Source organism: Burkholderia sp. L-4, assembly GCF_056856535.1.
In genome coordinates this window covers 834,280-847,482 of record NZ_JBXEOX010000002.1, presented here as the reverse complement: position 1 = coordinate 847,482, position 13,203 = coordinate 834,280, and the positions used below count along the sequence as shown (strand labels likewise).

Genomic DNA, 13,203 nt, shown 5'->3' with positions numbered 1-13,203 from the left:
AGCATCAACGCGACGGAACCTTCCCGACGACCGGCTGCGATGCGAATGCGGTTTCGACATACGCGAGGAAGTCGGAGGCGGGCCGTGTCAGCTGCAGCCCCGGTGGCGTGAGCCGGTACAGTTGAAGCGGCGGCGGTGACATCGGCAGCGGCAACGGCGTCAGCTTCTGGCCGAAAACGGTCTCGGCGAGCGAGTGCCGGGTCCACGAAAAGACGGCGTCGGTGGTCAAGAGCAGGCTGTAGAACAGCGCATACGACGTACAGCGGGTGACGCAGTGCGGCGGCGGCAGCCCCGCCCGCTCGTGCAGATCGCGGATGTACGCGGGAAAGCTCTCGCTCGCGTCAGCGTGGATCCACTCCGCTTCGCGCAGCGCATCGAGCGACGTCGCGCCGGCAAAACGTCCGTTCTCGCGCGTGACGAACACGGTGTCGAAGGCGCGAATCGCCTTCACGTCGGCCGATTCGGCGAGCGGGCCCGTGACGGCCGCAAACGCGAGGTCGAGTGTCCGGTTGCGTAACTGCTCGGCGAGCTGGGTGAACGTCAGCTCGCGCAGTTCGCACTCGACGTGCGGCCAGTGACGGCGAAACGTCGCATACGCATCCGCGAAGCCCGTCACCGCGACGATCGGCGTGAAGCCGATCACGAGCCGGCCGTCGCGAAAGCCCTTCATGTGCGCCATGTCCTCGCGCGCCCGTTCGAGCTCGCGGACCACCGCCTGCGCACGCCCGAGCAGCGCGTCGCCTTCCGGCGTCGGCACGACGCCCCACGGCATGCGCTCGAGCAGCGGCACGCCGAACTCGTTCTCCATCTCCTGGATCGCCTTGCTGACCGCCGGCTGGGTCACGTGCAGCGCGGCTGCGGCGCCCTTGATGCTGCCGGCCGTCGCCACGGCGACGAGTGCGCGCAATTGATGGGTTTTCATGATGTGGAATGTATCACCGGAAGTTATTTATATCAAAATTGGTGAGTTTTTTGAGCGGGTGGGTCTCCCTATGCTTGGCCGTGACGGTCGCGAGGCGGCCGATCTCATGGAGCTCATCAATGACGCAGGACCTTGCTCACGTGCTCGCGGCCATTCGCGAGTCCGAGTCCCGATTCATCGCGATCCGGCGCGACATCCACGCCCATCCCGAACTCGGCTTCGCCGAAACCCGCACCGCGCGGCTCGTCGCCGAACGGCTGGCCGAATGGGGCTATGACGTGACGACCGGTGTCGGCGGGACCGGCGTCGTCGGCCGGTTGCGGCGCGGCGCATCGGCGCGCACGCTCGGCCTGCGCGCCGACATGGACGCGCTGCCGATCCAGGAGGCGACCGGGTTGCCGTATGCGAGCACCGTCGAGCGCACGATGCACGCGTGCGGGCACGACGGCCATACGGCGATCCTGCTCGCCGCGGCGCACTATCTCGCCCGCCAGGGGCGTTTCGACGGCACGCTGAACCTGATCTTCCAGCCGGCCGAGGAAGGGCTCGGCGGCGCGAAGCGGATGATCGACGACGGTCTGTTCGAGCGATTCCCGTGCGAGCGAGTGTATGCGCTGCACAACGCGCCGGGCGTGCCGGTCGGTCATTTCGCGCTGCGCTACGGCCCGATGATGGCGTCGTCCGATTCGGTGACGATCACGCTGACCGGCAATGGCGGCCACGGGGCGATGCCGCAGCTCGCGAGCGATCCGATCGTCGCGGGCGCATACATCGTCACCGCGCTGCAGTCGATCGTCTCCCGCAACATCGACCCGGCGAAGCCGGCGGTCGTGACCGTCGGCACGTTTCACGCAGGCACCGCGCCGAACGTGATTCCGCAAAGCGCAACGCTGCAGTTGTCGGTGCGCGCACTCGACGCGGCCACGCGCAATGAAATCGAGGCGCGAATCCACCGGATCGTCGACACGCATGCGCAAGCGTACGGCATGACCGCGCAGGTCGACTACCAGTCGATCTCGCGCGTCGTCGACAACAACCCTGCCGCGTCGGATCTCGCGGTGGAGACCATCGCGGCGCTGGCCGGCGACGGCGCGCTCACGCTCCTGCCCGACGGCGTGATGGGCAGCGAGGATTTCTCGTGGATGACCGAATGCGTGCCGGGTTGCTACGTGCTGCTCGGCAACGGCGTCGATTCGCAAGGCGGCTGTTCGGTGCACAACCCCGGTTACGACTTCAACGACACCGCGCTGAGTTGGGGCGCGGCCTATCTCGCCGGGGTCACCGAGCGCTACCTGAAGGTCATCTGACGAGCGCGTGCGGGGAAAGGCGACGTATCCGCTGCCATCACGATAAGGAATCCAAATGAAAAAACGAATTTCACTGAGCGCCGCCTGCCTTGCACTCGGCGCAGGCCACGCGCGTGCCGTGCCGTACCAGGACACGCTGCTCGCCGCCGTCCCCGAGTACAACGGCCGCATGGCGGAAGGCGTCGCACTGTACGGCTCGGTGGACATGGGGATCAATTACCAGACGGTCGGCGGCCGCTCGTTGTGGCAGACGCAGAGCGGCGGTGAGTGGACGTCGAAGTTCGGCCTGTTCGGCCGCGAGAACCTCGGCGGCAGCTGGCGCGCCGAGTTCAATCTCGAGAGCGGATTTCTCGCCAACAGCGGTGCGCAGCAGGACCCGCAATCGACCTACAACCGGCAATCCTGGGTCGGCCTGTCGTCGGACAGCTACGGCCGGCTGCGTTTCGGCAAGCAGATCGGAACGGCACTGCCGCTGTTCATCGACGTGTTCGGCACGGTGGGCACGAACTCGGTCTATACGTGGCTCGGTGCGGCGGCGGTGCAAACGAGCCGTGGCGTCGGCTACAACTCGGACCTCGGCCCGGGCGCGACACAGTTGCCGGCGCGCATCGACAACGCGATCACATACCGCACGCCGATCGTCGCCGGCACCACGTCGCTGATGCTGATGCTCGCCCCGAGCAACGTGGCCGGACGCGCACCGGCCGCCTCCGCACAAGGGGTGCTGCTGCAGTGGTACAACGGCACCACCTATCTGGCGGCGAGCTACAACCAGGCCTGGGGCGTCAATGGCGCGAGCACCGTGCGCAACGACCTGTACGGATTCGGCGTCGTCCACGACACCGGGCGGCTCGTGCTGTCCGCGTCCTTCAACCAGTACGCGCCGAAGCTGGCCGGCGACGGTATCGCGCGCGTCTACACGGTCGGCACGATCGTGCCGTTCGGGGTCAATGCGATCCGCGCGTCGGTCGTCTACCGCGACACGTCGGGCGTGCGCGACGCAACCGGCCGGCCGGCGAAGGACTCGGCGCTCGGCGTGATGCTCGGCTACGACTACCTGCTGTCGAAGCGCACCGGCCTCTATGCCCGCGCCGGTTTCATCCGCAACTACGGGATCTCGACCGTCATGCTGAACGGGAATCCGTTGCCGACCGAGCCCGGCAGCACCGCGCCGCGCACCGGGACGACGCCGGTCACGATGTCGCTCGGCATGTATCACAACTTCTGACCAGGGCCGCTCTTCGATGAACACACTGAATCGCACGGCCGCCCTCCCGGCGGATGCCGGACAGCGCCCGATGCGCCGCACGATCGTCGCGGCCGCACTCGGCAACGGGCTCGAATTTTTCGATTTCACCGTCTACAGTTTTTTCGCGGCGCTGATCGGCAAGCTGTTCTTCCCCGCCTCGAGCGACACGGGCGCGTTGATGCTGTCGCTCGCGACGTTCGGCGTCGGCTTCGTCGCGCGGCCGCTCGGCAGTGTCGCGATCGGCGCGTATGCGGATCGCGTCGGGCGCAAGCCGGCGCTCGTGCTGACCGTCGCGTTGATGGCGCTCGGCACCGGGCTGATCGGTTTCGCGCCGACCTACGCGCAGATCGGCATCGCGGCGCCGTTGCTGATCGTCGTCGGGCGTCTGCTGCAGGGTTTCTCGGCCGGCGGCGAAGTGGGCGCGGCGACGACGTTGCTGATGGAATCGGGCGGCACCCGCCGGCGCGGCGAACTCGTGAGCTGGCAGATGGCGAGCCAGGGCGGAGCGGCACTCGTCGGCGCACTCGTCGCGCTGACGCTGTCACGCACGCTGTCGCCCGACGCGCTGCATGCGTGGGGCTGGCGTGTGCCGTTCATGCTCGGCCTGCTGATCGGGCCGGTTGGATTCTACCTGCGGCGTCACCTCGACGACACGCTGCCGCACGCGACATCCGGTGTTATGCGCGAGCGCGTGCGCATTCCATGGCGGTTGATCGCGGCTGGCACGTTGCTCGTGATCGGCGGCACGTCGACGATGTACACGATCGTGTTCTTCCTGCCGTCGTTCCTGACGTTGACGACGGGTATGCCGGCATCGGTATCGCTGCTGTCGGGCTGCACGGCCGGCGTCGTGCTGCTGGCCGGCTCGCCGTTCGCGGGACGGCTCGCGGACCGGCTCCGCCGCCGCAAGCCGCTGGTGCGCAGCGTCTGCGTCGTGTCGGCCCTGCTCGTCCTACCGGCCTTTTACGCGATGCACGCGTGGCCGTCGGTGACGACCGCCATCGTCGTCGTCGCCCTTCTGATCGGCCTGATGACGCTGTCGAGTCCGGCCTGTTTCGTGATGATCCTCGAGGCACTGCGCCCCGAAGTGCGCGCGACGTCGCTCGGGATGATCTATGCGCTCGGCGTCACGATCTTCGGCGGCTTTGCGCAACTGATCGTCGGCATGATGTGGCGTGCGACCGGCAGCTTCTATGCGCCTGCCTGGTATGTGATGGCCTGCTGCGCAGCCAGTCTTGCCGGCCTCGCGTTGTTCACGGAGGAAACCGGTGGCGACGGCACACGCGGGTAAGCGGTTCGGCGTAGGCGCCGCGACGCATCGGAGAGGCGCCGCCGGTCGAATCGTCGTGCTGCGGGATGAGCCGCAGCTTCGGCCACGAAGCCGAGCATGACGACACGTCGAGGGCGATGCCGAGTGGCCGTTGCTGCCCGGCTGCGTCACCGCACGTCGCCGATTCCGCCCATCAGCGTCATCAGTTGCTCGCGCAGCCACTGGCTGCCCTGGTCCTGATCCGCGCTGCGGTGCCAGTAGCAGAAGTAGTCGAGCCCCGGCATCTCGAACGGCAGTTCGAGGATGCGCGCCGGATAGCGCTGCAGCAGCCGCAGCGGCGCGGTGAGCGCGAGGTCGCCGCGCATCGCGATCAGCGGCGCGACCATGTAGTGCTGCACGCGCATCTGGATGTTGCGGCGCAGCCCGAGGCGCGTCAGTTCCGCATCGACGTGCCCGCTGCCCTTGCGGCGGCTCGACACGTGGATGTGCCCCATCGACAGGTAGTCGTCCATGGTGAGCGTGTCGCCCCTGAACGGATGATCGTCGCGGATCATGCACGCGTAGCGGTCACGCACGAGCAACGCCTGGTGCAGATGCGGATCGCCGATCAGCGGCGCGTCGATCGCGATGTCGACCGAGCCGTTCGCGAGCGCGGTCGCGACTTCGCGGCGATCCATCGTGTAGCTGCGCACGTGCATGCCGGGCGCATGCGTCTGCAGCAGCTCGCCGAGCGCGGGCAGCAGCAGCGCTTCGGTCAGGTCGCTCATGCTGAGCCGGAACACGCGCTCCGAAGACGCCGGATCGAACACGTCGCCTTCGTGCGCGCTCGAATCGAGCAGTTGCAGCGCCTCGCGCACGCGGCCGACGATGTTCTCGGCCATCGGCGTCGGCATCATCCCGGCCGGCGTGCTGACGAACAGCGGATCGTTCAGCGTCTTGCGCAGCCGCGCCAGCGCATTGCTGACGGCCGGCTGCGTGAGGTTCAGCACCTCGGCCGCGCGCGTCAGGTTGCGCTTGTTGTAGATCGCCTCGAATACGACGAACAGGTTCAGATCAATCTTCGTCAAGCGCATCGCCGGATCTCCTTGCCGGCATCTTACGGCGCGCGCCGCTCGTTCGTCCATGTCGCCCGGCCGATCGTGCCGCTGCTCAGCCGCGCGGCGGCGGCGTCAGGTAAGGCGCCGTCGAACCGGGCTCGCCGTCCTTGATCTCCATCCGCGCGATCGCCTGCAGGTGCACCTCGTCCGGGCCGTCGGCGAAGCGCAGCGCGCGGCCCCACGTCCACAGGTCGGCGAGCGGCGTATCGGGGCTCAACCCCGCCGCGCCGAACACCTGCATCGCGCGGTCGCATACGTCCGTATAAACCGTCGGCACGAGCGCCTTGATCATCGAGATTTCCTTGCGCGCGGCCTTCGCGCCGACCTTGTCGATCATCCATGCGGCCTTCAGTACCAGCAGGCGCGCCTGATCGATCTCGATGCGCGAGCGTGCGATCCATTCGCCAACCGTGCCATGCCGGTTCAACGGCTTGCCGAACGCGACACGCGACTGCGCGCGGTCGACCATCAGCTCCAGCGCCAGTTCGGCCGCGCCGATCGAGCGCATGCAGTGATGGATGCGCCCCGGCCCGAGGCGCGCCTGCGCGAGCGCGAAGCCGCTGCCTTCCTCGCCGAGCAGGTTGCGCGCCGGCACGCGCACGTTGTCGAACGTGATCTCGCAGTGCCCTTCCGGCGCGTAGTGGTTGACCACCGTGATGTTGCGCACGACCGTCACGCCCGGCGTGTCGCGCGGCACGAGAATCATGCTCTGCTGCCGGTGCGACTCGGCGTCGGGATCGGTCTTGCCCATCACGATGAAGATCTTGCAGTTCGGATGCGCGGCGTTCGTGATGAACCACTTGCGGCCGTTGATCACGTATTCGTCGCCCACGCGCTCGATGCGCGTCGTGATGTTGGTCGCATCCGACGACGCCACGTCCGGCTCCGTCATCGCGAACGCCGAGCGGATCTCGCCGCGCAGCAGCGGCAGCAGCCACTGTTCGCGCTGCTCGGGCGTCGCGAACATGTGCAGCAGCTCCATGTTGCCGGTGTCCGGCGCGTTGCAGTTGAACACTTCCGACGCCCAGCCCACGCGCCCCATGATCTCGGCGAGCGGCGCGTATTCGAGGTTCGTCAGGCCCGTGCCGGGCTCGTCGTCCTTCAGGTGCGGCAGGAACAGGTTCCACAGCCCTTCCGCCTTCGCACGCTCCTTCAGTTCCTCCATGAACGAGACCGGATACCGGCCCGCGTGCACTTCCTCGTTCCACTGGCGGATGCGCGGCACGATGTGCGCGTCCATGAACGCGCTCACGCGTTCGCGCAGCGCCTCCACTTTCGGGGTATAGCCAAACTCCATGATCGACTCCTCGAGATTGTCGTGTTCCGTTCGGTCAGAAAGCCGAGACGCCGCCGTCGACGGCGACGGCCTGCCCGGTCAGATAGGTGTTTTCCTTTGCGCACAGCGTCAGCATCGTCGCGACGATTTCGTCGGGCCGGCCGAGCCGCTTCATCGGCGAGCCCTGCGCGAGGAAGTCCTGGCGCTCGCCGATATCGCTGTCGGTGACCATCGGCGTCGTGCTGTAGAACGGGCACACCGCGTTCACGCGGATGCCCTGGCGCGCGTATTCGAGCGCGGCCGTTTTCGTCAGCCCGACCACCGCATGCTTCGACGCCGCGTACGCGGCGAGCTTCGGCGCGCCGCCGAGCCCGGCCATCGACGCGACGTTCAGGATCACGCCTTCGCGCTGCGCGAGCATCTGGCGGATCTGATGCTTCATCCCGAAGAACACGCCCTTCGCGTTCACCGCGAAGCTCAGGTCGAGATCGGCTTCGTCGGTATCGATCAGCGCCTTCAGCGGCGGCGCGATGCCCGCGTTGTTGATGCCGACGTCGAGCCGCTCGAAGCGCGCGGCGGCCTCATGCACCAGCGAAGCCACCTCCGCTTCGACGCGCACGTCGCAACGCTGCGCGATCACGTCGGCACCGGCCGCGCGCAGCGGCGCGGCCACGCGTTCGAGCGCGTCGCCGTTCAGGTCGCCGAGCGCGAGCCGCGCGCCCATCGCGGCGAGTTCGCTCGCGAGCAATGCGCCGAAGCCGCTCGCGGCGCCGGTGATCATCACGGCCTGCCCGGCGTAGCTGTCGATTTTCATCGCGCGCTCAGATCGTCAGGCCGCCGTCGACGACGATGCATTCGCCGTTCGTGTAGCTTGCCGCATCCGACACGAGGTACAGCACGGTGCCGGCCATCTCGCGCGGCTCCGCGTGGCGCTTCAGCGGGATCTTCGCCTTCCACGTCTCGTAGATGTCCTTGTCGGCGAACAGCGCGCCCGCGAACTTCGTCTTCGTGAGCCCCGGCAGCAGCGCGTTCACGCGGATGCCGAGCGGCCCGCATTCCTTCGCGAACGCCTTCGTCATGTTGACGACGGCCGCCTTCGTGATCGAGTAGATGCCCTGCCGGTCGCCCGGCTGCAGTGCGTTGACCGACGCCGTGTTGACGATCGCGCCGCCGCCGTGTTCCTTCATCAGCTTGCCGGCCTCGACCGACATGAAGAAGTAGCCGCGGATGTTCACGTCGACGGTCTTCTCGTACGCGGCGAGATCGGTATCGAGGATATGCCCGAAATACGGGTTCGCGGCCGCGTTGTTCACGAGGATGTCGAGCCGCCCGTGCTTGCCGCGAATGGTCTCGAACGTCGCGGCGATATCCTCCAGACGCCCGACGTGACACGCCAGCGCCTCCGCGCGGCCGCCCGCCGCGACGATCGCGTCGGCCACGGCCTGGCAGTCGTCGAGCTTGCGGCTCGACACGATCACGTGCGCGCCCTGCTCCGCGAGCAGCTTCGCGATTTCCTCGCCGATGCCGCGGCTTGCGCCCGTCACCAGTGCGATCTTGCCCGTCAGGTCGAACAGGTTCGTTGCCATGTTGCTGTGCTCCTCCATTGATTGGATTGTCGTGTCGCCGCCCGGCGACCCTGGCGCGCTCAGCGATGCGCGTCGATCACGCCGACCGCCAGTTCGGCGAGCCGGCCGGCCATTTCGCCGACACGCAGCGCCTGCTCGCTCGATGCGTTGCCCTGCAGCGCGCGCGCCTTCACGCCCTGCGCGATCGCCGCGAGCCGGAAGAAACTGAACGCGAGGTAGAAGTGCCAGTCGCGAATCGGCGCGATGCCGCGCAGCTCGCAATAGCGCGCGACGATCGCCGCTTCGTCGGGAATCCCGAGCGCCGCGCGATCCTGGCCCGCGAGCCCGCGCACCTGCCCGCCGGACGGCAGCCGCAGGCACATGCAGAAATACGCGAGATCGGCGAGCGGGTTGCCGAGCGTCGACAGTTCCCAGTCGAGCACGGCCTGCACGCGATAACCGTCATGCGCGAACATCAGGTTGTCGATCCGGAAATCGCCGTGCACCAGCGCCGGCCGGCCCGTATCCTCGGGGCACGCGTTCGGCAGCCAGTCGATCAGCGTCTCCATCGCGTCGAGGCGCCCCGTTTCGGCCGCGCGATACTGCTTCGTCCACACGCCGATCTGGCGCTCGAAGTAGTTGCCGGGGCGGCCGTAGTCGGCCAGGCCCACCGCGTCGACATCGACGTCGTGCAGTGCGGCCATCGTCCGCAGCAGCGCGTCGTAGCACGTCGCGCGATCGGCCCGCGGCAGTTCCGGCAGCGCGGGATCCCAGAAGATCCGGCCGTCCTCGAAACTCATCACGTAGAACAGGCTGCCGATCACGTCGCGGTCCTCGCAGAGGTGATACGGGCGCGCGACCGGCACCGCGGTGCCCGACAGCGCGGTCAGCACGCGGAATTCGCGGTCGACCGCGTGCGCGGACTTCAGCAGTTCGCCCGGCGGCTGGCGGCGCAATACATAGGGGCCGCTCTTCGCGTTCAGCAGGAAAGTCGGATTCGACTGGCCGCCGGCAAACTTCTCCGTGTCGACCGGGCCTTCAAAGCCCGGCACGTGCGTTTCCAGATAGCGCGTCAGGCGGGCTACGTCGAGTTGCTGGGAAGGGTTCGTCATCGTCGCGATCGTTCGTGGGTCAGCCGTAGGTTCGCCACGCGTGCCGTTCGGGATCCTCCAGATGCGGGATGCCGTTGAACGACGCGAGGTGGAACGCATCGGCATTGAAGAAAAACTGCGAAAGACTGCTGTTGCGGATCTGCAGGTTCAGCGCGATCGCGCTCGACGGCGGTGCCGCGAGCACCTGCTGGACGGTCACCGCGATCGGGCCGCCGGAACTCACCGCGAGCACGCGCTGACCGCCGCCCTCGCGGATCGCGGCGCGTGCGTCGGCGACGCGCTGCTGGAAATGCGACCAGGTTTCGGGGGCCGCGTCGCCGAGCTTGTCCTCGGTCCACAGCTGCAGCACCTGCCGGAGCGCGCGGAAGTGCTCCTTCATCGAGCCGGCGGCCAGCTGCGCGACGTCCGGATAGTCGCTCGCGGCCGCCGCGAACAGCCCGTGGAAGTCGTATTCGTTCAGGCCGGGATGGCGGTCGACCGGCACGCCCTCGCGGCCCATCCCGCGCAGGATCGCGTCGACCGTCTGCGCGTGGCGGGTCATCGTGCCGCGGATCACGCGATCGAACGTCAGGCCCTGCCGCGCGAAGTATTCGCCGAGCCACGCGCCCTGCTGCTCGCCGGCAGCGGAAAGCCGGTCGTAGTCGTCGGTGCCGAATGATGCCTGCCCGTGCCGTACCAGAAAGAGTTCAGCCATCGCATGCCCGCCTGAGTGAAGGATTCAGCATAGCCAGCGGGGCAGCATTTTTGAAATTTATTTGTTGAATGAACCGACATTCATGACGGAAATACACCTGCCCTCGCGGGCGGCCCCGGATTTGTCCGACTTATACTGCCCGATCCGCCCCCTTCACAGGAGTCCAGACCATGTCGCATTCCCCGCCCAACGACCTGCCCCGCTATCGCTTGCTGACGGGCAAGGACGACGCCACGTTTTGCCACCGTGTATCGGATGCACTGGCGCTCGGCTATCGCCTGTACGGATCGCCCGCCGCCACCTTCAACGGCGATCACGTCGTCGTCGCCCAGGCCCTGCTCTGGCCGGACGCCACCGACACGGACGCCGGCGCGTAATCCCGGCCGCCCGCCGCGCATCGTCCGATGCGGCAGCGGCGCCCCACGGACGCATCGGCCCCGGCGGCGCGGTACGCAAATTGCGACAGCACCGTGTCGAATAAATTCTGGAGGGATGCGATGCTCGGTACGATCCTCATCATCGTTCTGATTCTGCTGCTCATCGGCGCATTTCCTGCATGGCCGCACAGCCGAAGCTGGGGTTACTGGCCATCGGGCTCGGTCGGGCTCATCGTCGTCATCGTCGTCGTGCTGGTGCTGCTGGGTCGGATTTGACGCACGAACGCGCGTGCCCGTTGCATGAGCACGCGCGTTCCAGTCCCGGCGCCAGGACTTCCGTCGTGACTTCTTTACACACGCGAGCAAACCGTAGCAGCACACGCGGTGCCGTGCGTCACGCTTGCACGCTCGCCCACCTGTTCCGGGCGCGTTGCCCGCCTTCGTTCGATCGACCGGACCGTGCGGTAGTATGGCGACTCGATGGAACCCCGATGGATCTGAACGAGTGGCCATGCCCGAATTTTCCTCATCTCCCGGCGCCGGCCAGGGCACGCAAGCGCTCGTCCTCATCGCCGAGGACGAGCCCGAGATCGCCGAGATCCTGACCGCCTACTTCGCGCGCAACGGTCTGCGCACCGTGCATGCCGCCGACGGCCGCCGCGCGCTCGAACTCCACCTGTCGCTGAAGCCGGACCTCGTGCTGCTCGACGTGCAGATGCCGCACGTCGACGGCTGGAAGGTGCTCGCCGAGATCCGCCATCGCGGCGACACGCCGGTCATCATGCTGACCGCGCTCGACCAGGACATCGACAAGCTGACCGGGCTGCGCATCGGCGCCGACGACTACGTGGTCAAGCCGTTCAACCCGGCCGAAGTCGTCGCGCGCGCGCAGGCCGTGCTGCGCCGGTCGATGGCCGGCTCGCGCCAGGAAGAACAGCGCGTGCTGCGCGCCGCGCCGTTCGAGATCGATCTCGAACATCACGAAGCGACGGTCGAGGTCGGCGGCACACGCCACACGCTCGTGCTGACGCTCACCGAATTCAAGCTGCTCGCGCAACTCGCGCGCGCGCCGCGCCGCGTGTTCAGCCGCGCCGAGCTGATGGCCACCTGCCTGCCGGAAGGCGATGCGCTGGAACGTACGGTCGACAGCCACGTCAGCAAGCTGCGCAAGAAACTGGACGACCTCGGCGTACAAGGCGTGCCCGCCAGCGTGCGCGGCGTCGGCTACAAACTGTGGAGCGGCGAGTGAAACTCGATGGCCTGAGCCGCCAGATCGCGCTGACGATGGGCGCGATCGCGTTCGGCATCACGGTGCTGATCGTCGTGACGGCCTACGCGTTCTACTACCTGCTGTACCAGTACTCGCCCGAGTACTTCAAGCCGCAGAGCTGGCTCCCGAGCGGACCGGAGTGGGTGTGGATCGTCTCGACCACGCTGGTCGGCCTGCTGATCTCGGTCGTCGTCGCGATCAACCTGTCGCGCCGCATCCTCGTGCCGCTGAACTCGGTGACGGACGGCATCCGCCGCGTCGCGCGCGGCGACCTCCGCGCGCGCGCCGTCGCCGGCGACCGTTCGCTGCGCGAAGCCGCGCTGCTCGCCGACAACTTCAACGCGCTCGCGAGCGAGCTGCAGCGCGTGACCGAGGAGCAGACCTTCTGGAATGCGGCGATCGCGCACGAGCTGCGCACGCCCGTAACCGTGCTGCGCGGCCGGCTGCAGGGGCTCGCCGAAGGCGTGTTCACGCCGAACGAAGCGCTGTACCGCAGCCTGCTCGCGCAGGTCGAGGGGTTGACGCGGCTGATCGAGGATCTGCGCGTGGTCAGCCTCGCCGACAGCGGCCACCTGAGCATCGAGATCCGCGACGCCGACCTCGCCGCCGACGTGCGCGCCGTGGTCGACGTGTTCACGCCCACGCTGCAGGCCGCCGGCCAGCATCCGGAGCTCGATCTCGATACGCGGCGCATGTGCTGCGACCCGGTCCGCATCCGCCAGGCGTTGCTGGCGCTGCTGGAGAACGCGCGCCGCCATGCGGTGCCCGGCGCGATCCGGATCCGGACGCGCGTCGAGCACGGCATGTGCCGGCTGAGCGTCGAGGACGACGGCCCCGGCATCCCGGCCGATTTCGCGCCCCATGTGTTCCAGGCATTCCGCCGGATCGACGATACGCAACCCGGCGGCACCGGCCTCGGGCTCGCCGTCGTCGCGGCGATCGCGCATGCGCACCGCGGCGAGGCCATCTGCGTGCCGACCGGCGCGGGCGGCACGCGCTTCGAGCTGCAGTGGCCCGACAACCTCGTGCCGGCATCCGACCGCGAGCGCTTCCCGGCGTAACGC

General features: G+C 67.9%; 14 protein-coding genes. 7 read left to right on the top strand and 7 right to left on the bottom strand.

What is annotated here, in order from left to right:
* Positions 1-4: 4 nt before the first annotated feature.
* A complete protein-coding gene (locus tag AC1VVG_RS20610) occupies positions 5-922 on the bottom strand; it encodes a LysR family transcriptional regulator (RefSeq protein WP_482836101.1) in 918 nt (305 codons plus the stop codon).
* A 119-nt stretch (positions 923-1,041) separates the two neighbouring features.
* Between AC1VVG_RS20610 and AC1VVG_RS20605 the strand changes: the two genes are divergently transcribed.
* The 3 genes from AC1VVG_RS20605 to AC1VVG_RS20595 are packed head-to-tail and all read left to right on the top strand — an operon-like array spanning position 1,042 to position 4,769.
* The gene (locus AC1VVG_RS20605) at positions 1,042-2,229 is read left to right on the top strand and encodes a M20 aminoacylase family protein (protein ID WP_482836100.1); all 1,188 of its coding nucleotides are present in this window, start codon (positions 1,042-1,044) and stop codon (positions 2,227-2,229) included.
* A gap of 55 nt (positions 2,230-2,284) precedes the next feature.
* Positions 2,285-3,457 (top strand): porin, encoded by a 1,173-nt coding sequence (locus AC1VVG_RS20600; RefSeq protein ID WP_482836099.1) that lies wholly within the window; start codon positions 2,285-2,287, stop codon positions 3,455-3,457.
* Between the two features lie 16 nt (positions 3,458-3,473).
* Positions 3,474-4,769, top strand: coding sequence for an MFS transporter (locus tag AC1VVG_RS20595; protein WP_069705929.1), 1,296 nt, complete (start codon positions 3,474-3,476; stop codon positions 4,767-4,769).
* 146 nt (positions 4,770-4,915) lie between these two features.
* Here AC1VVG_RS20595 and AC1VVG_RS20590 read toward each other — a convergent pair whose 3' ends face one another.
* The 6 genes from AC1VVG_RS20590 to AC1VVG_RS20565 all read right to left on the bottom strand — a co-directional run bounded on the left by AC1VVG_RS20590 (position 4,916) and on the right by AC1VVG_RS20565 (position 10,492).
* Positions 4,916-5,821 (bottom strand): LysR family transcriptional regulator, encoded by a 906-nt coding sequence (locus tag AC1VVG_RS20590; RefSeq protein ID WP_034189699.1) that lies wholly within the window; start codon positions 5,819-5,821, stop codon positions 4,916-4,918.
* Between the two features lie 76 nt (positions 5,822-5,897).
* Positions 5,898-7,142, bottom strand: coding sequence for an acyl-CoA dehydrogenase family protein (locus AC1VVG_RS20585; RefSeq protein WP_049032066.1), 1,245 nt, complete (start codon positions 7,140-7,142; stop codon positions 5,898-5,900).
* Between the two features lie 34 nt (positions 7,143-7,176).
* Entirely contained in the window at positions 7,177-7,935 is a 759-nt protein-coding gene (locus AC1VVG_RS20580) for an SDR family NAD(P)-dependent oxidoreductase (protein ID WP_482836098.1), read from the bottom strand.
* 7 nt (positions 7,936-7,942) lie between these two features.
* Positions 7,943-8,707 carry an SDR family oxidoreductase gene (locus AC1VVG_RS20575; RefSeq protein WP_034189702.1) on the bottom strand — a complete coding sequence of 255 codons (765 nt, stop codon included), beginning with the start codon at positions 8,705-8,707 and terminating at the stop codon, positions 7,943-7,945.
* Between the two features lie 59 nt (positions 8,708-8,766).
* On the bottom strand, positions 8,767-9,798 hold the full coding sequence (locus AC1VVG_RS20570) for a phosphotransferase (protein WP_226227086.1): 1,032 nt from the start codon (positions 9,796-9,798) through the stop codon (positions 8,767-8,769).
* Between the two features lie 19 nt (positions 9,799-9,817).
* Positions 9,818-10,492 carry a histidine phosphatase family protein gene (locus tag AC1VVG_RS20565; RefSeq protein ID WP_482836097.1) on the bottom strand — a complete coding sequence of 225 codons (675 nt, stop codon included), beginning with the start codon at positions 10,490-10,492 and terminating at the stop codon, positions 9,818-9,820.
* A gap of 170 nt (positions 10,493-10,662) precedes the next feature.
* Here AC1VVG_RS20565 and AC1VVG_RS20560 point away from each other — a divergent pair, with 170 nt between their 5' ends.
* The 4 genes from AC1VVG_RS20560 to AC1VVG_RS20545 all read left to right on the top strand — a co-directional run bounded on the left by AC1VVG_RS20560 (position 10,663) and on the right by AC1VVG_RS20545 (position 13,200).
* Entirely contained in the window at positions 10,663-10,869 is a 207-nt protein-coding gene (locus AC1VVG_RS20560) for a DUF1737 domain-containing protein (protein ID WP_049032069.1), read from the top strand.
* Positions 10,870-10,989: 120 nt separating this feature from the next.
* Complete coding sequence (locus AC1VVG_RS20555; RefSeq protein WP_034189706.1) at positions 10,990-11,145, top strand: DUF3309 family protein; 156 nt, start codon at positions 10,990-10,992, stop codon at positions 11,143-11,145.
* A 235-nt stretch (positions 11,146-11,380) separates the two neighbouring features.
* Positions 11,381-12,118 carry a response regulator gene (locus AC1VVG_RS20550; protein ID WP_059556365.1) on the top strand — a complete coding sequence of 246 codons (738 nt, stop codon included), beginning with the start codon at positions 11,381-11,383 and terminating at the stop codon, positions 12,116-12,118.
* On the top strand, positions 12,115-13,200 hold the full coding sequence (locus AC1VVG_RS20545; RefSeq protein ID WP_059556366.1) for an ATP-binding protein: 1,086 nt from the start codon (positions 12,115-12,117) through the stop codon (positions 13,198-13,200). The genes AC1VVG_RS20550 and AC1VVG_RS20545 overlap by 4 nt, the downstream gene beginning before the upstream one ends.
* Positions 13,201-13,203 lie beyond the last annotated feature (3 nt).

What these genes read in the sequence shown, in the direction of transcription:
- AC1VVG_RS20610 (WP_482836101.1), bottom strand. Translation starts at nt 922, where the DNA reads ATGAAAACCCATCAATTGCGCGCACTCGTCGCCGTGGCGACGGCCGGC.
- AC1VVG_RS20605 (WP_482836100.1), top strand. Translation starts at nt 1,042, where the DNA reads ATGACGCAGGACCTTGCTCACGTGCTCGCGGCCATTCGCGAGTCCGAG.
- AC1VVG_RS20600 (WP_482836099.1), top strand. Translation starts at nt 2,285, where the DNA reads ATGAAAAAACGAATTTCACTGAGCGCCGCCTGCCTTGCACTCGGCGCA.
- AC1VVG_RS20595 (WP_069705929.1), top strand. Translation starts at nt 3,474, where the DNA reads ATGAACACACTGAATCGCACGGCCGCCCTCCCGGCGGATGCCGGACAG.
- AC1VVG_RS20590 (WP_034189699.1), bottom strand. Translation starts at nt 5,821, where the DNA reads ATGCGCTTGACGAAGATTGATCTGAACCTGTTCGTCGTATTCGAGGCG.
- AC1VVG_RS20585 (WP_049032066.1), bottom strand. Translation starts at nt 7,142, where the DNA reads ATGGAGTTTGGCTATACCCCGAAAGTGGAGGCGCTGCGCGAACGCGTG.
- AC1VVG_RS20580 (WP_482836098.1), bottom strand. Translation starts at nt 7,935, where the DNA reads ATGAAAATCGACAGCTACGCCGGGCAGGCCGTGATGATCACCGGCGCC.
- AC1VVG_RS20575 (WP_034189702.1), bottom strand. Translation starts at nt 8,707, where the DNA reads ATGGCAACGAACCTGTTCGACCTGACGGGCAAGATCGCACTGGTGACG.
- AC1VVG_RS20570 (WP_226227086.1), bottom strand. Translation starts at nt 9,798, where the DNA reads ATGACGAACCCTTCCCAGCAACTCGACGTAGCCCGCCTGACGCGCTAT.
- AC1VVG_RS20565 (WP_482836097.1), bottom strand. Translation starts at nt 10,492, where the DNA reads ATGGCTGAACTCTTTCTGGTACGGCACGGGCAGGCATCATTCGGCACC.
- AC1VVG_RS20560 (WP_049032069.1), top strand. Translation starts at nt 10,663, where the DNA reads ATGTCGCATTCCCCGCCCAACGACCTGCCCCGCTATCGCTTGCTGACG.
- AC1VVG_RS20555 (WP_034189706.1), top strand. Translation starts at nt 10,990, where the DNA reads ATGCTCGGTACGATCCTCATCATCGTTCTGATTCTGCTGCTCATCGGC.
- AC1VVG_RS20550 (WP_059556365.1), top strand. Translation starts at nt 11,381, where the DNA reads ATGCCCGAATTTTCCTCATCTCCCGGCGCCGGCCAGGGCACGCAAGCG.